General features: G+C 74.3%; 16 protein-coding genes and 1 pseudogene. 10 read left to right on the top strand and 7 right to left on the bottom strand.

Translation table 11 applies throughout. The features are described 5' to 3' along the window. The first annotated feature begins 28 nt into the window (after positions 1–28). Complete coding sequence (locus NAEX_RS38290; protein WP_170136364.1) at positions 29–1177, top strand: alpha/beta fold hydrolase; 1149 nt, start codon at positions 29–31, stop codon at positions 1175–1177. A gap of 214 nt (positions 1178–1391) precedes the next feature. Further along, a complete protein-coding gene (locus NAEX_RS38295) occupies positions 1392–2672 on the top strand; it encodes a DUF3089 domain-containing protein (RefSeq protein WP_096332410.1) in 1281 nt (426 codons plus the stop codon). Between the two features lie 196 nt (positions 2673–2868). Here the strand turns inward: NAEX_RS38295 and NAEX_RS38300 are convergent, their stop codons facing one another. After that, positions 2869–3312: a GNAT family N-acetyltransferase gene (locus NAEX_RS38300; RefSeq protein WP_096332411.1), complete on the bottom strand. Its 444-nt coding sequence runs from the start codon at positions 3310–3312 to the stop codon at positions 2869–2871. Positions 3313–3482: 170 nt separating this feature from the next. Here NAEX_RS38300 and NAEX_RS54075 point away from each other — a divergent pair, with 170 nt between their 5' ends. From NAEX_RS54075 to NAEX_RS54790, 4 genes and pseudogenes are all read left to right on the top strand, one after another. Continuing rightward, positions 3483–5288: a serine/threonine-protein kinase gene (locus tag NAEX_RS54075; protein WP_096332412.1), complete on the top strand. Its 1806-nt coding sequence runs from the start codon at positions 3483–3485 to the stop codon at positions 5286–5288. Further along, on the top strand, positions 5275–7644 hold the full coding sequence (locus NAEX_RS51400; protein ID WP_170136365.1) for a hypothetical protein: 2370 nt from the start codon (positions 5275–5277) through the stop codon (positions 7642–7644). The genes NAEX_RS54075 and NAEX_RS51400 overlap by 14 nt, the downstream gene beginning before the upstream one ends. Before the next feature lie 429 nt (positions 7645–8073). Next, the gene (locus tag NAEX_RS38315; RefSeq protein ID WP_096332414.1) at positions 8074–9411 is read left to right on the top strand and encodes a hypothetical protein; all 1338 of its coding nucleotides are present in this window, start codon (positions 8074–8076) and stop codon (positions 9409–9411) included. 15 nt (positions 9412–9426) lie between these two features. Continuing rightward, positions 9427–9549, top strand: a pseudogene (locus NAEX_RS54790) (DUF6953 family protein); the annotation flags it as partial. A gap of 308 nt (positions 9550–9857) precedes the next feature. Here NAEX_RS54790 and NAEX_RS51405 read toward each other — a convergent pair. Together NAEX_RS51405 and NAEX_RS38325 are read right to left on the bottom strand one after the other, a co-directional pair. Beyond that, entirely contained in the window at positions 9858–10970 is a 1113-nt protein-coding gene (locus NAEX_RS51405) for a hypothetical protein (RefSeq protein WP_096332415.1), read from the bottom strand. Between the two features lie 15 nt (positions 10971–10985). Then, positions 10986–11165, bottom strand: coding sequence for a hypothetical protein (locus NAEX_RS38325; RefSeq protein WP_143825713.1), 180 nt, complete (start codon positions 11163–11165; stop codon positions 10986–10988). 514 nt (positions 11166–11679) lie between these two features. On the opposite strand from NAEX_RS38325, the gene NAEX_RS38330 reads away from it, so the two are divergent. After that, positions 11680–12315 carry a hypothetical protein gene (locus NAEX_RS38330; protein ID WP_096332417.1) on the top strand — a complete coding sequence of 212 codons (636 nt, stop codon included), beginning with the start codon at positions 11680–11682 and terminating at the stop codon, positions 12313–12315. A gap of 222 nt (positions 12316–12537) precedes the next feature. On the opposite strand, the gene NAEX_RS38335 is transcribed toward NAEX_RS38330, so the two are convergent. Together NAEX_RS38335 and NAEX_RS38340 are read right to left on the bottom strand one after the other, a co-directional pair. Beyond that, positions 12538–13656 carry a hypothetical protein gene (locus NAEX_RS38335; RefSeq protein ID WP_096332418.1) on the bottom strand — a complete coding sequence of 373 codons (1119 nt, stop codon included), beginning with the start codon at positions 13654–13656 and terminating at the stop codon, positions 12538–12540. Between the two features lie 84 nt (positions 13657–13740). After that, positions 13741–14637 carry an ATP-grasp domain-containing protein gene (locus NAEX_RS38340; protein ID WP_096332419.1) on the bottom strand — a complete coding sequence of 299 codons (897 nt, stop codon included), beginning with the start codon at positions 14635–14637 and terminating at the stop codon, positions 13741–13743. A 1033-nt stretch (positions 14638–15670) separates the two neighbouring features. Here NAEX_RS38340 and NAEX_RS38345 point away from each other — a divergent pair. Then, positions 15671–16669, top strand: coding sequence for a sensor histidine kinase (locus NAEX_RS38345; protein ID WP_096332420.1), 999 nt, complete (start codon positions 15671–15673; stop codon positions 16667–16669). 71 nt (positions 16670–16740) lie between these two features. Here the strand turns inward: NAEX_RS38345 and NAEX_RS38350 are convergent, their stop codons facing one another. Together NAEX_RS38350 and NAEX_RS38355 are read right to left on the bottom strand one after the other, a co-directional pair. Next, on the bottom strand, positions 16741–17478 hold the full coding sequence (locus NAEX_RS38350; RefSeq protein WP_096332421.1) for a hypothetical protein: 738 nt from the start codon (positions 17476–17478) through the stop codon (positions 16741–16743). After that, positions 17475–18125 carry a hypothetical protein gene (locus NAEX_RS38355; RefSeq protein ID WP_096332422.1) on the bottom strand — a complete coding sequence of 217 codons (651 nt, stop codon included), beginning with the start codon at positions 18123–18125 and terminating at the stop codon, positions 17475–17477. The genes NAEX_RS38350 and NAEX_RS38355 overlap by 4 nt, the downstream gene beginning before the upstream one ends. A gap of 212 nt (positions 18126–18337) precedes the next feature. Here NAEX_RS38355 and NAEX_RS38360 point away from each other — a divergent pair, with 212 nt between their 5' ends. Continuing rightward, positions 18338–19960 (top strand): HEAT repeat domain-containing protein, encoded by a 1623-nt coding sequence (locus NAEX_RS38360; RefSeq protein ID WP_143825714.1) that lies wholly within the window; start codon positions 18338–18340, stop codon positions 19958–19960. Between the two features lie 562 nt (positions 19961–20522). Beyond that, positions 20523–22775: a hypothetical protein gene (locus NAEX_RS38365; RefSeq protein ID WP_170136366.1), complete on the top strand. Its 2253-nt coding sequence runs from the start codon at positions 20523–20525 to the stop codon at positions 22773–22775. Positions 22776–22813: the final 38 nt, after the last annotated feature.

Here is a 22813-nt window from a genome sequence, read left to right on the forward strand (position 1 = left end):
CCTAAGACCGGACCAGCTCATGCGTCGTGTGATTCGTCGTTCATCGTTGTTGGCAGCGCTGGCCGTCGCTTCTCCGGCCTGTTTCCTCGATGACCTGCTGGACGGCGATTCGGGCCCGGTGCAGCACGACACCATCGCGCTGTCCACCGGCATCGACATGGCCTACCGCGAGCTCGGCGATCCCGACGGCGACGTGGTCATCTTCCTCCACGGGTACACCGATACCTCGCGCTCGTTCATGCCGACGGCGCTGGCGTTCCACCAGCTCGACGACGACTACCACGTGTACGTGCTCGACCAGCGCGGTCACGGCGGCTCGTCGATGCCGCCCGCGGCCGATTGCGCGGCCGCCCCGGCGCAGTGCTTCGAGCCGGCCGACATGGCCGACGACGTGATCGCGTTCATGGACGCCAAGGGCATCGCCCGCGCCTCGATCGTCGGCCACTCGATGGGCAGCTTCGTCGCCCAGGAGCTCGGCCTGTCGCACCCGCAGCGGGTCGACAGGCTGGTGCTGATCGGCACCGCGGCGAGCGTGGTCGGCAACGTGGTGCTGCAGGACTACATCCTCGCCGAGCCGGTCGAGGGCGCGTGGAAGGCCGGCTTCGAGGCCCAGGGCCTCGCGTTCCCCGAGGAGGTCTACGCGCTCGATCCGCTCGACGCGGACGCCGACGCGCAGGCGTGGATCGAGGGCGCCTGGGTGGTCGACCCGGCGGCCGACCCCGACTACCTGGCCTCGATCGTGCCCGAGACGGCGGCGACGCGCATGGGCACGTGGATCGGCGTGGCCCGGGCGCTGCTGCAGACCGACAACAGCCAGCGCCTGCAGGACCTGAGCGTGCCGACGCTGATCCTGTGGGCCACCCAGGACGCGTTCTTCTACGACGACCCCGACCAGCAGGCGCTGCGCGCCGCGCTCGACGTCGCCGTCGACGCGTGCAAGCTCGAGTACTGGTTCAAGCAGTACGGCAAGCGGCCGATCGGCCCCGACGGCGTGCAGATCGACGACATCGGGCACAACACCCAGTGGGCCGCCCCCCAGGAGGTCGCGCGCGACCTGGTGGCCTACTTCGGCACGGGCCAACCGACGAAGGACTGGTACTACTCGGCCGACGGCGACCCGCAGGACATCGTCACCCAGAAGAAGGCGGCGCCGCTTTACCACGGCAAGTGCGAGTGACGACGGCGGCGCCGCTTTGCCACGGCGAGTGCGAGCGACGACGGTGCGGCTCGCTCGCTTTGTGGCAAAAGCCGCGGCGGGCGGTCCTGCGAATGCGACCCGGCGCCGGGTGCCATCCTTGCCGCGCGAGGGTACCCGGAGGCGCCGGGCCTGGCCCGGCGATCGGGCGCGGCGACGCTTGACAGGACGGCGGCGCCGGTCATTACGTGGTGCGATGATCGCCGCTCCCCGGATCCCGCGCCTGCTGCTGGCCGTCCTGTTCGCGTCCGTCGCCTGCGGCGGCGAGAGCGACGGCACGGCCGGTGAGACGTCGACCGGTGACCCCGGCAGCACCTCGGGCGATCCGGCGACGACGACCACCACCGGCTCGACCACCGAGGTCGCGCCGACCACCGGCACCGGGAGCGACGCGAGCACCACCGGCGCCCCGCTCGAGGGCTACGACGATCCGGCGCTGTGGCTGTGCCACCCGGACAAGCCGGTCGACGCCGACGCCTGCCTCTCGGCCGACCTGACCGCGACCGAGCTGCTGCCCGACGGCGGCACCGCGATCGTCGAGCACACGATCGCGGCCGCGCCGGCGTTCGACTGCTTCTACGTCTACCCGACCGTCGACATCCGCCTGCAGCCGGGCCAGACCGAGAGCTTCGACGACCTCGACCAGGAGCTCGACCCGCTGCTGAACCAGGCGGCCCGCTTCACCTCGATGTGCCGGATGTTCGCGCCGCTCTACCACCAGGTGACGATCGGCACCTACGGCAGCAGCGAGGCCGAGGCCCTGCTGACGGCGGCGTACCAGGACGTGCTGGCCGCGTTCGAGAGCTACCTCGAGCGCCACGCCGACGGCCGGCCGCTGCTGATCCTCGGCCACTCGCAGGGCACGCACATGACGACGCGGCTGATCCAGGAGGTCGTCGAGCCCGACCCCGCGCTGCGCGAGCGGCTGCTGGCGGCGTTCTTGCTCGGCGGCTCGTTCAGCGTGCCGTTCGGCGAGCAGGTCGGCGGCACGCTGGCGACCATCCCGCTGTGCGAGAGCGCCGAGCAGCTCGGCTGCGTCGTCGCCTACCGCACCTACGCGGCCGGGCTGCCGCCCGAGGGGACCTCGAACGCGCCCGACATCCCGGGCAACGACGTCGCCTGCACCAACCCGGCCGCGCCCGGCGGGGGCTCGGCGCGCGCCCGCGGGGCGTTTTTCCCCAACTTCACCCATCAGGAGGCGGTGTTCCCCAAGATCGACTTCGGCGCGGCGATCGACACCCCGTTCGTGGTCATGCGCGACTTCTACGGGCTGTCGTGCCAGACCGACGGCGACGGCGAGCACTTCCTGGCGGTCGCGCCCGAGCCCGACGCGGACGACGTACGCACCGACCCGATCGACGTCATGGCGCCGCTGTTCAACCCCGGCTTCCTCGGCCTGCACGTGCTCGACTACAACTTCGCGCTGCAGGACCTGCTCGACGCGGCCGCGGCGAAGGCGACCGCCGCGGGGCTGTGAGCCCGCGGCCTGTCCCCTTCGGACCTGCGCCGCCGAGCCGGGCGATCGGGACATGGTTCAAGAAGAATGCCCGAAAGAACATGGCCCATCAGGCATATCCCTTGGAACATGTCGAATGAGCCAGCCCCGCGATGCCGACCCCAAGGGCCGCCGGGCGGCTCCCGCCGCGAGGGGCCCTGTCGGCGCCGCCGGCGGCTCAGTCGAGCGGCCGGGTCATGAGCACCCGCGGGGGCGCGGTGAAGCCGGCCCGGCGGTACAGCTCGAGCGCCGGGGTGTTGTCGGTGCGGACCATCAGGTGGACGGCGCGGGCCCCGTGGGCGCGGGCGGAGGCGAGGGCGGCGTCGAGGAACACGCGGCCGCGGCCGGCGCCGCGGACCTCGGCGCGGAGATAGAGCTCGGTGAGGAAAGCGTCGCGACCGCCCCACTCGAGGTCGAAGCCCCAGGTGAGCACGAAGTAGCCGAGCGGGGTGTCGCCGTCGAGGCCGAGGACCACCGTGCCGAGCCCGGGGGAGCCGATCAGCGTCCGCAAGGGCGCCTCGCCCGGTCCGCGGCGCCACGGGATGTGCTCCAGGCGGTTGAAGTCCTCCATCATGTCGAGGATCGCGGGGACGTCGGAGCTCGTGGCCGGGCGAAAGTGCATGGTGCCGGCACTATAGGGCCCACCGCGGAGCTTGCGCGCACGCGGCCGGTTTCGGGCGCCTGGACCCCTTTGGGGCCGCCGGGCGCCGATCCGTGCGCGGAGAGCGGCGCCGCGCAGGCGCGTGCGCGGGCGTTGTCGCCGGACGGCGTTGCCGGCAACATTGCTGGGGCGTGGAACGAGCCGAGACTCAGGCGAGCGCCCTCGAAGACACGGCGTCGCAGCAGCGCACGTTGCCGCCCGGGGCCTCGCTCGCCAACGCCCCGACGCTGCTCGGCGACGCCACGCCGCGGCCTCAGCCCGACGCGCCCGAGCTGCCGGTCGGCGCCGAGGTCGGCCGCTACAAGATCACCGGACGGATCGGCGCCGGGGGCATGGGCGTGGTCTACCGCGCCTACGACCCGCAGCTCGACCGCGAGATCGCCCTCAAGCTGCTGCTCGCGGGCGCCGAGGGCGGGACCGAGGGGCGCAACCGGATGCTGCGCGAGGCCCAGGCAGCGGCCAAGATCCGCCACCCCAACGTCGTCACCGTGTACGACGCCGGCGAGGTCAACGGCCGGGTGTTCATCGCCATGGAGCTGATCGCCGGCTCGACGCTCAAGGGGTGGCTGCGCCAGCAGCCGCGCTCGTGGCGGGAGATCCTCTCGATCATGCTGATGGCCGGCGAGGGCCTGGTCGCCGCGCACGCGGCGGGGCTGGTCCACCGCGACTTCAAGCCCGACAACGTGCTGGTCGGCGTCGAGGGCCGCGCCCACGTGCTCGACTTCGGCCTGGCGCGCCCGGCCATCGACGCCGCCGCCCTGCCGACCGCGCCCGCGCCGTCGGTGTCGCTGAAGCCCGGGCGCGAGGCGCTGCTGCAGTCGCTCACGCTGACCGGCATGACCGTCGGGACGCCGGCGTACATGGCCCCCGAGCAGCACCTGGCGCGCCCGAGCTCGGCCCGCTCGGACCAGTTCTCGTTCTGCGTCGCCACCTACGAGGCGCTGTACGGCCAGCGGCCGTTCAAGGGCGAGAGCTACAGCGAGCTGTCGATGGCGGTGATCGACGGCAAGATGGTCGCGCCGCCGCGGCGCTCCCCGGTGCCGCCGGCGGTGTGGCACGCGCTGCGCCGCGGCCTGCAGTCCGACCCCGACGCGCGCTACCCGGCGCTGGCGCAGCTGCTGGCCGACCTCGACGCGGCGATGCGCGCCGACGCGACGCGGCCCCGCTACGGCCTCTACGCCGTCGGCCTGGCGGCCCCGCTGGTGGCCAGCGTCGTGTACATCTCCGGAATGACGGCCGCCGATCCCGACCCCGGCGACTCGCCGCGGCCGCCGCCCGCGACCGCGACCGCCGACCCGCCCGACGTCGCGCCGACGCCGACGCCGACGCTGCCGGGCCCGCCCGCGGTCGGCCACGCCGGCGTGGCGCTGATGAAGACCCAGCACGTCGACCTGGCCGCGCTGTACCAGCTCCTCGCGCCGGTGGTCCCGGCCGAGGCGGCCCAGCTCGAGCTCGGCTCGGAGGGCCTCGGCCTGGTCGGCCCGGCCGCCAACGCGTGGAAGGAGCCGCTCGACCAGCTGGCGCAGGCGATCGACTCGCAGCGGCGCAGCGTCGGCGAGCTGGTCCGCGTCAGCGCGCCGAACGGGCTGTGGGCCGCCTACGAGGTCGGGGTCGAGGGCGTCGACCGCAAGGCCACCGCGGTCGCGGCGCTCGACGACGTCGAGGCCACGGTGTCGTCGCCCGCGCTCGGGGTGCTGCTGGTGCGCGCGCCGTTCAAGGCCCAGGAGGGCGTGACCCGCTGGCTGCGCTCCGGCGGCGCCGAGGCGCAGCAGTTCAAGGAGTGGTGCTACAATAACCCCAGCCTCAAGAAGACCGAGTGCGCCAAGACCCTGCGCGACTGCGAGTACAACGCGATCGCCTGGGAGGAGGGCGCCGAGGCGGCGGAGGCGGCCAAGAAGGGCCGGGCCAGGCGGAAGTACTGCTATGGCAAGGCGTGAGCGCCGGTCCGCGCTGGCGCTGGCGCTGAGCCTCGGCTGCGCCCCGCGGGGGCCGACGACCGCGCCCGTGCATGCACCGAAGGACATGTCCTCGGAGACATCCGGCGCGGCGGCGGTGGCGACCTGCGACGCGCGGGCGAGCGCGGTCCAGGACGGGCTGGTGCGCCTGACCGACCGCTACCTGTGGGAGGAGATCGAGCAGCTCGTCCAGGCCCACGTGGCGACCCGCGGCCGGCCCGACGCGGCCCGCTGCGCCGAGGCGACCCGCCAGGCGCTGACGACGGTGACGCTGCGCTGGGCCGAGCAAGGGGCCGAGTCGGGCGGGGCGCAGAGCCACGCGCTGGCCCGCCAGGCCTACGCGGCCCTGCGCCAGCACTTCCCCGCCGAGGCCGAGGCGCCGCTGCTGCACCACGCGATGGGCAAGCTCGAGTGGGCCCGCGCCGAGCGGCTCACGGCCGAGATCGGCGAGCGCACGCTGACCGACGACGCGCTGCGCGAGGCCCACGCCCACCACCGCGCCGCCCTGGCCGGCGGGCTGCCGGCCGAGCAGGCCGCCCGCTCGGCCCGCGCCCAGCTCGACGCGGTCCGCCGCGTGCGCGAGGGGGAACCTCGCTCTTGGGTCATGTCCGAACAGACATGTCTCCCGGATCCGCGCGGCCGCTGCACCGACCCGGTCCCGCGCGTCGCCCCCGGCGAGCTGACGCCCGGCGACCGCGAGTGGCTGGCCGCCTACGACGCGTTCCTCGCCGAGCCCGGGCTGCAGAACACGCCCGAGGCCGGGCAGGTCGCGGTCGAGCGGGCCGAGCTGCTGATGCGGTACCGCCGCTGGGACGAGGCCGAGGCCGGCCTGCGCGCGGTCACCGGGCCGGCGCGCGAGCAGGCCAGGGTGCTGCTGGTCGGGCTGCTGCTGGCGCGCTGGATGGAGGCCGCCAGCGCCAGCGAGCGCTCGGCCGCCCGCCTCGCGCTGGTGACCGCCGCGACCGAGGTCGAGGCCGCCGGCGGGCCGCAGGCGCCCCAGGTCGCGGCGCTGCGGCGGGCGGCGCTGTGGGCCCAGGCCGAGGAGTCGGAGGCGGTCGGCGACGACGCCCGCTGCGGCGCGGCCTTCGAGGCGCTGTACGCCGACCTCGGCGCCGACCTCGACGCGGCGGCCGAGGCGGCCGACGGCGCCGGTCGCTGCTACGAGCACGCCGGCCTGACGCAGAAGGCGATCGACTGGCTCGAGCGGATGGCCGACGTCCACCGCGAGGACCCGCGGGCCCCCGACGCGGTGCTGCGGCTGGCCCGCCTGCACGAGCGGATCTTGAACGACGAGCAGGCCCGCGACCGCTACCTCGACCTGGTGGCCCGCGCCCCGCGGCACCGCGCCGCCGCGACCGCCCGCCGCCGCTCGCTGATCCTCAGCCTGCGCGCCGGGACATTGCCCGAAGGACAGCTCGACGCGCTGATCCGCGGCCGCCCGGAGGAGCGCACGCTGGCGGCGGCGATCCAATTCCGCGCGGTGATCCGCCCCGGCGTCACGCCCGAGGCGGCCGAGAAGTACATCGAGCGGTTCGGCAAGGAGGGCGGGCCGCGGCGGCTGGCGATCGCCCACGCGTACGCGGCCGAGGCCTGGCTGCGCGCGTCCTGCCCGGTCCCCGGCACCGAGGGCCTGTGCGTCGAGTTCGGCCGCGACCGCACGCCGGCGCGCGTGGTGGCCCGCCTGCCGAAGCCGCACGCCCGCGGCCGCGAGCACCTCGACCGCGCGCAGAAGCTGCTGCCCGAGGTCAGCGGCGGCGAGGTCGACAAGCTCGAGGCGCCGATCGCCGTCGACGCCGAGGAGGCGCGGGCCGCCAGCCGCCAGGTCGCGCTGCTGCAGGGCGATCTCGACGCCGAGTCGGCCCTCACCAGCCAGCCGCCCAAGAGCCTCGACCCGGCCCGCTCGCGCGCGTGGCTCGAGGTCCGCAAGGCCGAGGTCGAGCGCATGAGCGCGGTCTACGAGAAGGCCACCGCGGGCGGGACCGGCGGGCGCGATCAGGCGGCGGCGCTGATCGAGACCCGCAAGGCGCAGGTGTACGAGTCCGACCTGGCGCTGCTCGACGCGGTCGCCGCCGCCGTCGAGGCCGCCGGCGACGCCGGCCTGGCCCGGCAGATGCGCGAGCTGGCGGCCCAGCGCCGCGAGGCGGTGTTCACCGCCTACGCCCGCTGCCTCGACCACGTCGCCGCGTGGGGCCACGACGCCGGCGGCCAGAGCGCCCTGTGCCGCGCCGGCCTCGGCCGCCTGGTCGGCCGCTACGAGGAGCCGCTCGAGTACGCGCCGGACAGCGACGGCCGGGTGATCGTCGGCGCCGCGGCCAAGGCGGCGGGCGCCCTGCGCTGAGCGGGGCGGGTGCGCGCGGTCTGCCGCGAGACCCTCGGGACATGCTTGCAAGGGCATGTCGAAGCGAGCATGTCGTTTCAGACATGGCCTCCGTGACATGCCCGAAGAGGCAGACTCAGTCGCCGGGCTCGCGCAGCAGGAGCTGCGGGAGTTCGGCCGCGGTGGTCGGCGCCGGTGTCGCGGCCGAGGCGTCGCGCGGCGCACCGATGCCCCGGCAGGCGCTGGTCCGGAGACATGGCATGACGGACCTGTCGCGTCGCCGATGCGCAGGCGCCTCGGCGGCCGCCCGGCGGAGCGCTCGAGCATCACGCGGTGACGATCGCGCGCACTCGAGATCGCGCGGCGCGAAATCTTCTTCGTCGCGGGCGTGACGGCGGTCGCCGCTGGCACCGAGGCTCGCTATGCTCCCCGTCCCGCCAGGGCCTCACGATGCCGAATACGCGCGCTGTCATCATCATCACTGCCGTCGCGGTCAGCTGGGCCGTGTTCGTGTTCTCGACGTGCGACCTGCTCAAGGGCGACGGTCACGAGGTCGTGATGAGCGGTGCCGTCCCCAACACCTGGGACGTCGTCCCCTTCGCCGCCGCGTCGGTCACCCTGCCGGACACGTGGGCCTCGCTGCCGGCCCGCAGCGCCGACGGCTCGCTGTTCGGGGTGGTCCAGCGCGACGGCGCCGCCGCCCTCGTGAAGCTCGACGAGGCCACCGGCCGCGTGCTGTGGCGGGTCGCTCTGGACCCCCAGCCGGCGAGCTTCGTGCGGACCGATGGCTGGCGCGTCGACGAGGTGTTCCCGGCGATCCCGCTGACGGCCGCGGGCGACGGCGTGTTTCTGGTCGCCTGGGCGCGCGACTGGATCCTCGTCGCCAGCGCCGACGGTGCCCTGCGCAAGCGCGGCAGCTTCCCCGAGCAGGTGCCCTCGGTGTCGAGCGTGGGCGGAATCTGCCGCGTCGCCGAGGGCTTCTGGATCGGCCTCGAGGACGGCCGCGACGGCGGCGTCATGCTGAGCAGCGCGGGCGAGCTCGCCGGCCGACGCAGCGACCGCCCGTCCGACTGCCCCGCCGTCGGGGACCGCGAAGACGCCGAGGCGATGAGCCCGCTGCAGAACGCGCACGCCAGCAGCGAGGGCTACCCGGCGGAGGTGTGCGGCCGCTACAACAAGAGCCGCCGGCAGCGGGAGGGGAACGAGTATTGCTCCGACAAGCGCAGCGACGGCGGACCCGAGCGCACCGTGATGCTGCACATCGGCGACCCGACGTTCCGTGACGGCGAGGAGTGGCGGGTGGTCGACCGTCCGGCAGGGCTCACGGCCGGTGAGCCCGACTTCAACGCGAGGATCATCGGCTTCGAGCTGGCGTGGCCGCACGCGTTCTTCGACATGGTCGAGTGGCGCAGCCTGACCACGGAGAATCGACCGGCGGCGGACTCGTTCGAGCCCAAGCGCGTCGAGCAGCGCGAGGAGGCGATCGAGATCGTGGCCTCGATCGCCCGCAGCGGCGCGCTGGTGTGGGCGCGAAGCATGTACCGTGGCCCCTTCGTCCGCGCCAACAGCGACCACCTCGACAACATGGTCCAGTACCGCTCGCTGCTGTTCGCCTCGCACCCGGACTCGCCGGTCAAGAACCTGTACATCCTGAAGCCGGGCCTGCTCCTCGCGGTCGACCAGGCCACCGGCGCGCCGCGGTTTCAGGTCGGCGCGGCGCTGCCGCTGGCTGGGCACCCGTCGGCGAGCCCGGCGACGCCGGAGTCGCCGGCGGTCCCGCAACCGTGACGGCACGGCAATGTCGCGATCCATCAGGATGTCCTCGCAGAATTTTTCGCGTCGACGAAAGAGACAGTCGTGTGGGTGCGCGCCGAGAGGTCCTGGCGCTTGCGCGACGACGACGATCCCGAGGGACGGCAGGTGTGACTGACCTGCAGGGGTAGAGCGCAGCGCCCGTACCTGGCGCTCCACGCGAACATCCACCCGCGCCGAGGCCTTCTTCCGACCAGCGCGTCGCCAGCCACGCGCGCACCGTCGCGGCGTCTGGCGACGCGCCGATGACGTCGACGTCGCCCGGGTCGACGACGAGGGGCCGACCGAGACCGGTGGCCTTCTGGGCCGCCCGTCGATCGAAGCCGACCGCGTCGCCGGAGCTCGGCGGCGGTGGGCGGCGCCGTCGAGGTGAGGCGGCAGCGGGCCGTCATGTCCCTTGGGACATGTCCGAAACGACATCCTCAGTCGCCGAGCTCGCGCAGCAGGATCCGGGCGCGCAGGCGGCGGCGCTCGTCGGCGCCGGGGCCGGCGACGAAGGCCCGCAGCAGCGCGCGGGCCTCGGCGCGGGCGGCCGGGTCGGCGGCGTCGGCCAGCAGCGTGCCGAGGTTGAAGGTCAGCTCGAGCGGCAGCTTGGCGGGGGTCTTGGTGTCGAGCCCGCGCTCGGCGAGCGCCCTGCGGTAGGCGACCTCGGCGGGGCCGCGCTCGTGGCGACGGGCGTAGCTCACCCCGAGGCCGAGGAACGCCGCGTAGCGCAGGCGCGGCGAGGGGGCGGCGGAGGCCTGCTGGTACAGCCGCACCGCCTCGTCGAGGTTGCCCGCCGCGAGCTCGGCGGCGGCCCAGGCGAGCGCCGCCGCGTGGTCGTCGGGCGTCAGCTCGAGCGCGCGGGCGAAGCGGCGCCGGCCGTCGCCCGGCTCGGACGAGAGGAACGCGATCCGCCCGCACGCGGCCGCCAGGACCGCTGCGCCTTCGCGGTCGCGCAGGCGGGCGAGCAGCGGGTCGGCGCGGTCGCGGCAGATCGGCGCGGCCCGCTCGCGCGGGTCGGCGTCGTGCAGCGCGGTGAAGCGCAGCGCCAGGCTCAGCGCGTAGGGGTCGTCGGCGGTGACCGCCAGCGCGGCCGCGACGTCGCGCGCCAGCGCGGCCGCCTCGACCGGCTCGTCGCGCTTGCTCGGGTCCTCGGCCCGCCGCGCCACGGCGTCGAGGTACACCGCGACGTCGCGGGTCAGGCGGTAGACCGCGCGCGCCCCGGCCGTCAGCGGCAGCTCGCCGACCGCCGCGTCGATGTCGCCGACCCGCCCCGACTCGTGGGCCAGCACCGCCAGCGCGTAGGCCCGCGCCGTCGAGCCCGGATCGCGGCGCAGCAGGGCGAACCGGATCGCCAGGGCGCCCGCGTCGTCGCCGCAGCGGAGCAGCACGTCGGCCCGGGCGAGCGCCCGGGAGCTGTCCCCGGGGACAGGCGCCGGGGCGCACGGATCGACCGGCGCCGGCGCCGGGGGCGGAGCGGGCGGCGCCTTGTCCGGCGCCGTCTGACGCGCGCAGGCGAGCAGGAGCGCGCAGAGGAGCGGGACGCGGGGCACGGAGCGGCCAGGATATCAGTGTGGCGCGAAGTTCTCCACGAAGCGGGAGAGGTCGGGCCAACCGCGGACGCGGTCGAGCAGGACCCCGGCGAACCATGCCTCGGCTGCCGTGAGGTTCGAGCTCACGACGACGTCACCGCCGGAGCACCGCCGGGCCCGCCACGGTCGCTCGAGGTCGCCGCCGTCCAGGTCCATGTCCGAGCGCCGTGCCGAGAGGCCGAGGCGCTCTCGCCACGCGTGCATGGATCGCCGGCACCGGACGCGGCCGAGCTCGGCGTGCCCCTGCAGCACGGCCTCGTCGCCGCCGGCGCCCGCTCGAACAGGGCCTCGCACTCGCGGCCGACCCACACCACGAAGAGCAGCTTCACCTCGTTTCGATCGGCCACGACGCGGCGGCAGGCGCCGTAATTGGGCTGAAGCCGTGCCGCTCGCAACGAATGCAACCCACCCCCCTCGCCGGTCGAGTTCGCCGTGTCGAGTCCTCGTCGCACGCCCGGCCGGGCGCCGCCATCGAACACGCCCACCGCGTCGGTCCGCGCGGGGGGTCGCGTCGGAATAAAATGACCTTCTGGACATGTCATCACATTCGCCTCGATTCGTCGTACCCCGCGCCGGCGGGCGACCCGCCGTGAGCAGAGGCCGATCGGCGACGAATGTCGACAGTCTGAATAGGCGGAGTCGACGCGCGTCCGTGCGCATCGAGGTTTCCATGCAAAAGATCATCCTGACCCTGTTGGCGGTCCTCTTCGGCGTGACCGGTTGCAGCTTCACGCTCGCGTCGCACGGCGGTTGGGGGTCGGACGGCCCCGCGCCGCCGATGGCCGGCCGCGGCCACGGCTGGGCCTCCTCGGGCGACCCGGGCCGGCATGGCCGCGGCAAGCCGGCCCGCCGCGCCGACGCCGGCGAGCCACCCGCCACCCGGCCGGGCGGCGCGGCCCCCACCGAGGCGAAGCCGCCGACGATCACCTGGGTGGGCGAGGAGCCGACGGAGGCGAAGCCGCCGGCGATCACGTGGGCGGGCGAGCTGCCGAAGAAGAAGGCGAAGCAGCCGGGCATCACGTACGTGGGCGAGCTGCCGAAGAAGAAGGCGAAGCAGCCGGGCATCACGTACGTGGGCGAGCTGCCGAAGAAGAAGGCGAAGCAGCCGGGCATCTCGTACGTGGGCGAGGGGCCGAAGAAGAAGCCGGCGATCGCGTACGTGGGGGAGGGGCCGAAGAAGGCGAAGCAGCCGGGCATCACGTACGTGGGCGAGGGGCCGAAGAAGAAGGCGAAGCAGCCGAGCAAGCGCGCCGGCAAGCCGCCGGCGATCACCCGGGGCGGCACGGCCCCGCCGCGCCCGGGATGAGGTCGAGCAGGCGCGGCGCACGAGGCGCGGGCCGAACCTGCTCACACGGCCATGTCCATGAGGACATGGCCGTTTTTTTATGTCCGAAGCGCCATCCACTGCCCGCGGGCGCCTGCGGCGTGATCGCCGCGATGGCGCGCCGCGGGCGCGAGCGTAGGAAAAGACATGCTCGAAAGAGCATGTCCTTCAGGCATGCACGAGCGCGCGCGGCGACCGCCCCGTTCAATCGGGGATGAAGCCGTCGCAGGCCGCGTCGACCACGGTCGTCAGCGCCTCGTCGAAGGCGGCGCCGATCGGGTCGTCGCCGCGGCTCTCGCACATCGTGCGGTACATGCCGCGGGCGCCGAAGGTCTCGGCGACCTCGCGCAGCACCTTCGAGTCCTTGACCTCGCCGCCGCCGTAGGCGTTGTCGCAGCCGCCCTCGTCGCCGCCGATGCCGAGGAACACCACGCGCGCGGCGTCGCCCTTGGCGGCGACGATCGCGTCGTGGATCTCGCCGGCGTCGTCGGGGCCGACCAGCGACTCGTCCTCGTCGGTGATGGCGACCACGAACAGCACCGCGTCGGCGCGCGCGAACCCGGCGTTGACGGCGACGCCCGGGTCGAGCGCCTTCGCGGCCGTCCACGCCGGCTGCTCGTCCTCGTCGTCCTCGTCGCTGCAGGTGTCGGGGATCGACTCGTAGCCGCCGTTGTCGCCGCCCTTGCCCTCCAGGGCCTCGTCCTGGAACGGCAGCTGGACCACGCAGGCGAAGCTCTGCGCCAGCGTCGGATCGTCGGCGGCCAGCCAGTTGCGGCCGTCGGGGAACTCGCAGTCGGTGTCGCCGGCGCCGTAGTTGTGGAAGTGCGGCGGCTTCGGGCAGGCGTTGATGACGGCGACGTGGAAGTCGTCGATGCCGTCGCCGACCGCGAGCGCGAGCGTCGCCTGGATCTCGGCGAAGGTCGACGGCAGCGAGGCCAGCGCGTCGGCCATGGTCGCCGAGGCGTCGACGACCAGCAGCACGTCGACCTTGGTGCATGCCTCGGAGATGTCGGGCAGGTCGGGGCCGGGCAGCGTCGAGGCCGAGGCGTCGCCGGTCGCCGGCGACGAGTCGCTGTCGTCCGCGCTGGTCGCGGTGGTCGTCGGCGCGGCGCCGGTGGTCTCGCCCGCGCTGCCGCTGCCGTCGGTCGGCGACTGCGTGTCGCTGCCGCTGATGCCCGTCGTCGTCGTGCCCGCGGTGGCCCCGGCGGTGGCGCCGGTCAGGCCGGTGGCGAAGCCGCCGGCGTCGGAGTCATCGCCGCCGGCGCATCCGGCGAGCGTGGCGACATGACCGAAGAGACAGATGGCGGCCCGCGAGATCCTCATGCGGCGTGACCGTAGGTGCGCATTTCCACGCGGGCGTCACGGCCGTGTCGCAGGTCGGCGGCGGCTCCGCCGGGACTCACGCCACTACACCGGCTGCGGATCCCAGGCGGCCAGCGCCCGGTAGAACACGGCCGGGTCGAGCTGCGGCGGCAGGCCGGCGACCTGGCCGTCGCCGAGCTCGATCGCCGTCCAGCCTCCGGCCTGGCGCTCGGCGAGGTCGAGGCTGAAGAAGCGACTCGGCACGCGGCCGGCGAGCGCGGCGAATTCCGGCGGCGCGGCCGAGTCGGCGATCTCCCACGCCGGCGACTCGACGAGCGCGCGCCCGTCGGCGATGAAGCGCCGCCACTCGCGGGGGAGCGGCATGTCGCTCCTCGGGTGGTTCCCGAGCGGCACCAGCGGTTCATAGGCGCGGAAGACCAGCCCGCCGACGAGGTCGTCGCCCTGGCGCTCGAGGAAGTTGCCGACCACGCGGCGGACCTCGGCGCCGTCGTCGGCCGCGCGGATGAAGCAGGCGTCGCTCCACTCGTGCTTGCGCGACTTGACGTAGTCCTTGACGACCAGCGCGCGCCCGCCGAAGCGCGCCAGGGCGGCCTCGATCCGCGACCACGCGAAGCCGTCCTCGCGCGGCAGCACCACCGTCTCCGGGGTGTCGTCGGCGAGGTACGGCAGCGCGGCGGGCAGCAGGTGCGCGCTGCGATAGGCCGCCGGGTCGTTGACGAGCTGCAGGCCGCGGGCGACGAGGCCCGCGTGCAGCGCGTCGTAGGCGGCGACCGGCAACATCCAGCCGCGGTAGATCGCGACCTCGGCGCCCTCGCTGGCCGGGACGCGGCGCAGCGCGGCGGCGACGTCTCCGGCGACCAGCGCCTCGAAGTCGACGCACGACCACGCGACGCCGGCGACGTCGGCGGCCGCGACCTCGGGCGCGAACGCGCGATCGGGGCCCCGCTCGAGCAGCGGATCGGTGCAGAACAGTACGCGCATGCGGGCATCGTAGCGGGCGCCGGCGCGGGCTGCTGCCCCCGCGTCCGCGGGCTCGCGCGCGCGAGCGGCCGACAGCGGCGTGCGCGACCGGTTCCGCTTCGACCTGTTCGCCTCGTACGACTCGCGCGACGACTGCGTGCAGTACCGCGAACCGGACCGGGAATTCGTCCGCCGGTGCGCGCCGGCTCGTCCGACCGGGCCTGGCGAGCGAGCGCGACACGCCGCTGGAGCCGGAACCGCCGCCGGCGGCGCGAGTTCCTGGGCGACCTCGGGTGGCACGTCACCTGTCCCGAGGGCCTCGTGACCTTTCGGGCATGAGCGGAGGTTTGGGCTCGGACCGGGCCCGGGACGCTCGCGGACGACGACCTCATCCGCCGGCGCGAGGCCCCGGTCGGCGGCGCAGACGTGCGCCGCGGCGCGTCCGACTCGCGGGTCAGCCGCCCGACCTCGACCGGGAGTGACGCGCCGCGCACCGGCCCGGAGCGCGGCGCAGCCGGCCCACGACGGCCGCGTTTGCGCCCGGTCGGGCCGCTGGGCCGGAGCCCCCGGGCTGCGCCCGCGCGACCCGGCGCTACGCTTGCCGCGGCGTGACCGATTCGCGGCCGACAGCCGAGCGCGTGCTCCCCTCCGCCCACGAGCCCCCCTTCGCCGACCGGGCGCAGCCGGCCCGCGGCGCTCGCACCGACCTGGCGCTCGGGACAGGTCGCCGCGGCGCAGGCGCGGCCGACCTGTGCGAAGAGACAGGCCCGACCACGGCCCGCGGCGACCTGCGCGAACGGACAGGCCGCAGCGCAGGCAGCGACGACGTGCGCGAACGGACAGGCCGCAGCGCAGGCGGGCCCGACCTGCGCGAAGGGACAGGTCGCCGCGCGGGCCGCGGCTGCCGCCTCGACGGCGAGCGCGGCGAGCTCGGGGACGCCTCGCGCGGAGCGACGAACTCCGTCCTCGCCGGCGAAGTGCCCCCAGGGAGAGGTCGAATCACGCGCCCCATGTCCCCGCGGACACGTCCGCCCGCGCGCGAGGAGGCTCGGGCATGAAGCTGCGAGCGCGGGTGGCGGCGGCGCTGTTCGTCGTCGCGGCGCCGGTTTTGATCGGGGCGAGCGCGCTGCCGGAGCCGCTGCTCGGGCGCACCGGCGCCCTGGGCCTCGGCTTCGGCCTCGGACTCGCGGCCGCGCTCGGCGTCGCGGGGCCGCTGGTAAGGCGGATCCGCCGGCTCGCCGAAGCCGCCCGCGACGCCGCCGAGAGCGGCCACCGCCGCGAGATCGAGGTCCGCGGCGACGACGAGCTGGCCGAGCTGGCCCACAGCCTCAACGTCGTCGGGCGAGCCGTGCGCGACCACGCCGCCCTCGGCGAGCGGCGCAACGCCGCCCTGCGCGACGTCGTCGTCGACGCCACCCACGACGTCATGCTGCCGCTGACGGCCCTGCACGGGCACCTCGGCGACCTCGGCCCCGGCGCGGCGATCGCCGAGGTCCACCACATCGCCGGGCTGCTGCGCAACCTCGCCGCCGCGGCCGCGCTGGCGACGGAGGTCGCGCCGGCGCGCACAGCGATCGACCTCAGCGCGGTGCTGCTGCGCGTGGTGGTCCGCGCGACCGTGCAGGCGCGCAAGGCCGGGGTCGAGCTGGTCTCGGCGGTGCCGGAGGCGACGGTGTGGATCGAGGGCGACGCGCTGCTGATCGAGCAGGCGATCGTCAACGTGATCGACAACGCGGTCGCCTACAACTACCGCGGCGGCCACGTGGCCGCCGTGCTGGTCCGCCGCGGCCAGGACGGCTTCGCCCTGCGGGTCGAGGACGACGGCCCCGGCGTGAAGCCCGACGAGCTGCCGCGCCTGACCGAACGCTACTTCCGCGGCGCCCACGGCGAGCAGGCCCGCCCCGGCGGGCGCGGGCTCGGGCTCCACATCGCCGCCCGCGTCGCCGAGGCCCACGGCTTCTCGCTCGAGCTGGCCCGCGGGCCCTACGGCGGGCTGTGCGTCGAGCTGCGCGGCCGCCGGCGCGCGGCGCGTGAGCGAAGGGCCATGTCCTAGAGGGCATGTCCATATAGGCATGTGCTGCGGGTCATGTCCGGAAGGACATGCCCGAGCGACCACGCCCCGGATCAGCGGTTGTCGAGCGCGACGCGGCGGAAGGACCCGCACCCGCCGGTCGACGGGGCGCCCGGCGTGGCGAAGCACGGGATGCCCGGGTCCGGCCCGTCGACGAGGACGTTGCAGCGCCAGTTCCAGCCGTCGCCGACGGCGAGGTCGCCGGGGAAGGTCGAGACGAGCCGGAAGGTCGCGCGCTGGTCCGGCGGCAAGGTCGTGACCTCGCGGTCGTCGCGGTCCTCGTCGTCGAGGAAGACGTTGCCGCCCGCGGGCGCGAAGCCGACGAGGCTGACGTCGTGGAGCGCCAACGGCACCTCGCAGCCGTTGTGCAGCTCCACGACGGCGCGCGGCGGCGCGCCGCGGATCGCCCGCAGCTCGACCCCCAGGCAGTTCACGACCCGGCGGCGCTCCTCCGCCTCGCTCTGCCGCGCGAACTCGGCCCGCCGCGCCTCCGCCTCGCGTTCGTCGAGCACGACGGCGACGATGTAGCCGCCCGCGAGGAGGACGTGCATGACGACAGGGCCCCAGGTGCGCCGGCCGACCCACCGCATGGCGAAGCTCGTCACCACCGCGTAGGCGATGAGGAGCATCATCGACATGTGGGCGGCGAAGCCCCTGAGATCGAGGACGCCGCGCGGCGGATCGAACAGCAAATCGCCGAACACGTACGCGTACAGGACGACCAGCGCCGCCAGAGCGAGGCCGTGGATCCGCCACGCCGGCCGCGGGTCATGGCTCCCGGGCGCGGTCACGGCTGCGGCGGGGGCGGGGCGGCCGCCAGCGCGTTGCGGAACTCGGGGGTCTGCGCCAGCTTGACCGACCCGTCGAGCGTGGCGTCGCCGAACGCCTGCAGGAAGTTGCTCTCTTCCTGGCTGCGGCCCCAGCGGCTGCTCTTGCCGGCGATCGGTCCCTGCCACACCGTCGTGCTGCTGCGGTCGATGAGCCAGCCCTGGGCCATCAGCGTGGCCTGGTAGACGTTGCCCTCGACGATCCAGAACTGGTCGAGCTGGAGCTGCAGGGTGTGGGTCGCGGCCTGCGGATCGGCGGTGATCGGGAAGCCGAGCGCCGCGAGCTCCTTGGCGAACACGTTGCGCACGTACTCGGTCGGGACCTGGCCGCCGGCGGCGTTGTAGACCGGGGCGTCGGGGTTGGCGTCCTCGCTGATCCCGAGCAGATGCGGATCTTGCACCTGCCGCTTGTCGACGATCTGGGCGATGAAGAGGAGGGTGCCCGGGGGGACCGCCGGCAGACCCGCGACCTTGCCCGGGTCGGCCTTCTCGGTCGGCGAATAGACCAGCGGGAACGAGATGATGTCGGGCGACGAGGCGCAGGCGCCTGCGGTCAGCGCGGCGGAGAGGAGGCCGCAGGCGAGGAGCGAGGAGCGAGCGCGGTGCTGCATGGCGGGCCCACAGTAGCACCCCGCGCCGGACCGGGCGACGCAGCCCGCCGCAGCCGCAGGGAGTGCAAACGGTGACGCCGATCACCGCGCGCAGCGCCGGGTGCGCAGACGAACTCCATCGCGGTTGACGGCGTTCAAAAGCCTCCCAGCGCCCGATTGCGGCCGGCTGCGTGCTGCAGACAAGGCGAGCGCGCAGGGGTATGGTCGCGGTGGTGCTCGCCAACCTCGACGCGATCGACTGGAAGTCCCTGCGGCACGCCTACGGGGAGGCGAGCGACGTGCCCAAGCTGATCCGCGCGCTCGTCAGCGATCACCCCGGCAAGCGGGAGGGCGCACTCGACGCGCTGTTCTCGACGATCTGGCATCAAGGCACGGTATACTCGGCGAGCCCCGCCGCGGTGCCGTTCCTGGTCGAATTGCTCGACGCCGACGCGCAGGAGGATCTGCCGGCGATCCTCGAGCTGCTGACCCACCTCGCCACCGGCGCGCCCGACGAGGACGCCGAGGCGGCGCCCAACCCCGCCGCGGCCGCGCGCGAGGCCGTGTCGCGCGGGATCTCCGTCTACGCCCGCCGCCTCGGCCACCCCGAGCCGGCGGTGCGCGTCGCCGCGGCCTATTTGCTCGGGCTGTTCGCGGTCGAGGAGGCCCGGGCCCCGCTCGCCGCGGCCGTCGAGGACGACGACGAGCCGGCGGTCCGCGCGGTGGCTGCGTTCGCGCTCGGCTGCATCGCCGACCCGGCCCGCGCCGACGAGCTGCGCGAGCGGCTGGTCGACATCAGCGAGCACCCGGCCGTGCGCCTCTACGCCGGCCTCGGCCTGGCGCGCGGCGGCGCCCCGGTGGAAGGCCCGCAATTCGCCGCGCTCGCCGAGCTGGTCGAGGACGTCGACCTGTTCGGCCAGCTCGACGAGCTGCACGACAACGCCGCGCGCATGAGCTACGGGCCGCTCGCCGACGGCCTGTTGCGCCTGCCCGCGGCGGCGCGCCTGCGCCTGGCCCCCGCGCTCGGGCGCGCGCTCGAGGCGGTCCGCGGCCGCGACGCGCTCGGCCTGGCGACCGCGCTGCTCGGGCTCGCGTTCGCCGACGCGGCCGTGCCCGCGGGGGCGAGCGCGGAGGCCCTCGGCGCCGTCCAGCGCGAGGCGCTCGCGAGCCTCGTGCGCGCCCCGGCGGCCTGGCGCTACGCCAACATCGGCGTGGCCCTGCGCGACATCGGCCTCGCGCCGGCGCTGACCGAGCGCGCCGCGCTGGCGGAGTGGCTCGGCGTCGACCCGAGCGAGCTGGCCGGGGACGACGAGGACGACGACGGCGACGAGGCCGGCGAGGGCGACGAGGACGAAGAGGACGCCGGCGTCGACGTCGAGGCGCCCGAGCCCGACCTCGGCGAGCTCGACCGGATCGGCCGGTTCGTCGCCTGTCTCGACGGCCAGGATTGGCGCGAGGCCCGGCAGTGGTTCGCCTTCTACCAGCAGATGCGCGGGGTCGCCCGCGTCGAGCCGCCGGCGATCGGCCGCTACTTCGGCGCCCACGCCAACCTCGAGGCCGGCTACTGGCTGTACGACCGCGAGCTGTCGCGCTCGCTCGGCACCTGCGTGCCGCTCGAGCACATCCGCCTGGCCGTCGGGCGCAAGGACTCCGACGACCAGGTGGCCCTGCGGATCCGCGTCGACGACGACTGCCTCGACGCCGTCCTCGCCGCGATCGTCCGCCACCAGGACCGCGTCACCCCGACCGACTTCACCGCCCTGGCGATCGACCTCATCGGCGCCGCCCCCGAGGTGCTGCTCGAGACGGGCCGGGCCCAGCGCGCTCGCCTCGGCCGCGCGGCCGGCAGCGCCTGAGGCGTTCGCTCGCCGCCGGGGCGGGGCAGGGCATGTCCCCGGGACGTGCGCCGCGCGGGGCGACGGCCGCGACCTTCCGCCGGCGCCGGAGCCTGCGACGGTGGACTGATCGAGGCGCTTCCGGGTCGCCTCACCGCAATGTCCCCGGGGACATATGGTGGCAGCGCGGAGGGTCACCCGGTCGGCTGCATTCGCTGCATGTCCTTCGGAGCATCTGGCCTGCGGGAGGTCCGCTGCGACGCCAGCGCCTGAGTCCAAGGCCGGGCGAGCGCCCGCGGCTCGAGCGCCGGACACCGCTGCGCGGACGGGTGTACGGCCGAATCAACACATGTCTCGAGGGACATTCTGCCGAGCTCGCCGGCTCCGCGGTCTGCGGGCGACGAGGCCCCGCGGGCGGGCGGACCTCGGCTGTCTCGAAGGACATCCTTCGAAGCGCTCGTGTGTCGAACTCGTACGTCCGAGTCGGACCTTGCATCCGTGCAACCCGACCGCGGCTGCGGAGTGTGCACCGCGCGGCGCACTTTCGCGGGCGAGCGGCGGCGCATAGCATCGCCGCTCCATCATGCGCAGGATTGCTCTGTCCCTTCCCCTCTCGGCCGCGATCGCGACCATGACCGCGTGCGGCGACGACGCGACCGTCGACACCACGGCGTCGACCTCGGAGACCTCGACCACCGACGACTCGACCAGCACGAGCCCGGTCACCGACACGACGCCGACGACCGGCGTGCCCACCACGACCGACCCGACGACGACGACGACGACGACGACCGACACGGCCACGACCGACGACACCACGACCGACGCCGTCACGACCACCACGTCGACGACCGACGACACGACGACGACCACCACCACCGATACCGACACGACCGACACGACCACCGACGGGGTCGGCTGCGGCGACGGCGTGATCCAGGACCCCGAGGTGTGTGACGGCGCCGCGCTGGCCGATCAGGACTGCGTCAGCCAGGGCTTCGACAGCGGCACGCTGGCGTGCGCGGCCGACTGCAGCGCGTTCGACATCAGCGGGTGCGTCCTGGCCTCGTGCGGCAACGGGGCGATCGAGGGCGAGGAGTCGTGCGACGGCGACGACCTGGCCGGGCAGGACTGCGTCTCGCAGGGGTTCGAGAACGGCACCCTGACGTGCATGGCGAACACCTGCGTGTTCGACGTGTCCGCGTGCTTCACCTGCGGCGACGGCAACATCTCGGGCCCCGAGGTGTGCGACGGGACCGAGCTCGGCGGCGAGGACTGCGTCAGCCAGGGCTTCGAGGCGGGCGAGCTCGGCTGCGCGGCCGACTGCAGCGCGCTCGACACCAGCAGCTGCAGCACCTGCGGCGACAACGTCCTCGGCGGGGCCGAGGAGTGCGACGGCGCCCTGCTCGGCGGCGCGACCTGTCAGTCGCAGGGCGCGGACTTCGGCACCCTCAAGTGCGCGGCCGACTGCGGCTTCGACCTCTCGGGCTGCATCACCGCGGTCGACGAGACCGAGCCGAACGACGACGGCATGGTCGCCACCGGCACCAACGACTTCAGCGCCGACAACGCCAACGGCCCGTACACCGGCGACACGCTGATCAAGGCGAAGATCACCCCGGTCGGCGACGACGACGTGTTCGCCGTGCAGAACACCGGCGACGGCTACGCCACGCTGCGGCTCGAGACCTTCGGCATCGAGGGCCCGGGCACCTGCGTGTCGCCCGACACGGTGATCGACATCCGCTCCGCCGCCAACGTGCTCCTCGCCACCGACGACCAGAGCGGCATCAACAACTGCTCGCTCATCCCCAGCTACCCGGTGGCGCCGGGCGAGACCGTCTACGTGCGGGTGACCGACTACCTCGACAACACCGTCATCAACGACTACCTGCTCGACATCAAGCTCACCCCGGTCGTCTGCGGCGACGGGCTGCTCGGCTTCGGCGAGCAGTGCGACGACGGCAACGTCGCCGACGGCGACGGCTGCGACGGCACCTGCCAGCTCGAGGACGTGATCGCCGAGATCGAGCCCAACAACACCAACGCCCAGTCCGACGCGACCGGGATCGTGGCGACCGGCTCGGCGCTGTTCGGCGGCGCGATCACGCCGGTCGCCGACGTCGACCGCTGGCGCTTCGACCTCGCGGCGCCGCAGTTCCTGCGCCTCGAGAGCTTCACCTCCTTCAGCGACTGCGCCGGCATCAGCACGGCGCTGCGGCTCTACGACAGCAACAACGTCCAGATCATCGCCGACACCGGGACGGCGGGGATCAGCACCTGCTCGGCGCTGGTGTTCCCGGTGCCGGCCGGCACCACCTACGTCCATCTCGAGGAGACCGGCAACAACGCCGCGATCATGAACTACTTCCTCGAGGCGGCGGTGCTGACCGACGCCGGCACCGAGACCGAGCCGAACGAGGCCCTGGCGGCCGCGAACCTCAACATCCAGGACGGCTCCGACCTGCTGGTGTTCGGCGACCACTCGGTCAACGCCGACTCGGACTACTACCGGATCGACGTGCCGGTGGCCGGCAGCTCGCTGCGCCTCGAGGTCATCGAGGGCGACCGCGCCGTCGAGACCTGCGAGAGCAACGGCGTCGACTCGCGCGTGACCCTTTACAACGCGATGGGCGTCGAGCTCGCCAACGACGACGACGACGGCCGCGGCTTCTGCTCGCTGATCGACGGCACCGGCTCGGCGCCGCTCGACGCCGGCGCGCACAACCTGGCCGCCGGGACCTACTACGTCCAGGTCCGCGCGTCCGGGTTGGCCCAGAACGGCGCCGCCGGCCAGTTCATCTACCGGCTGGCCGCCACCGTGCGCAAGCCCTGACCCCGCGGGTCCCGGCGCGGCCCGTGATCGGGCCGCGC

The organism is Nannocystis exedens (assembly GCF_002343915.1).
Lineage (GTDB): Bacteria > Myxococcota_A > Polyangia > Nannocystales > Nannocystaceae > Nannocystis > Nannocystis exedens.

Excerpts from the sequence above, each read along its gene's own strand:
- NAEX_RS38295 (WP_096332410.1), top strand. The coding sequence starts at position 1,392 with ATGATCGCCGCTCCCCGGATCCCGCGCCTGCTGCTGGCCGTCCTGTTC.
- NAEX_RS38300 (WP_096332411.1), bottom strand. The coding sequence starts at position 3,312 with ATGCACTTTCGCCCGGCCACGAGCTCCGACGTCCCCGCGATCCTCGAC.
- NAEX_RS51400 (WP_170136365.1), top strand. The coding sequence starts at position 5,275 with ATGGCAAGGCGTGAGCGCCGGTCCGCGCTGGCGCTGGCGCTGAGCCTC.
- NAEX_RS38315 (WP_096332414.1), top strand. The coding sequence starts at position 8,074 with ATGCCGAATACGCGCGCTGTCATCATCATCACTGCCGTCGCGGTCAGC.
- NAEX_RS38325 (WP_143825713.1), bottom strand. The coding sequence starts at position 11,165 with ATGGACCTGGACGGCGGCGACCTCGAGCGACCGTGGCGGGCCCGGCGG.
- NAEX_RS38330 (WP_096332417.1), top strand. The coding sequence starts at position 11,680 with ATGCAAAAGATCATCCTGACCCTGTTGGCGGTCCTCTTCGGCGTGACC.
- NAEX_RS38335 (WP_096332418.1), bottom strand. The coding sequence starts at position 13,656 with ATGAGGATCTCGCGGGCCGCCATCTGTCTCTTCGGTCATGTCGCCACG.
- NAEX_RS38340 (WP_096332419.1), bottom strand. The coding sequence starts at position 14,637 with ATGCGCGTACTGTTCTGCACCGATCCGCTGCTCGAGCGGGGCCCCGAT.
- NAEX_RS38345 (WP_096332420.1), top strand. The coding sequence starts at position 15,671 with ATGAAGCTGCGAGCGCGGGTGGCGGCGGCGCTGTTCGTCGTCGCGGCG.
- NAEX_RS38355 (WP_096332422.1), bottom strand. The coding sequence starts at position 18,125 with ATGCAGCACCGCGCTCGCTCCTCGCTCCTCGCCTGCGGCCTCCTCTCC.
- NAEX_RS38365 (WP_170136366.1), top strand. The coding sequence starts at position 20,523 with ATGCGCAGGATTGCTCTGTCCCTTCCCCTCTCGGCCGCGATCGCGACC.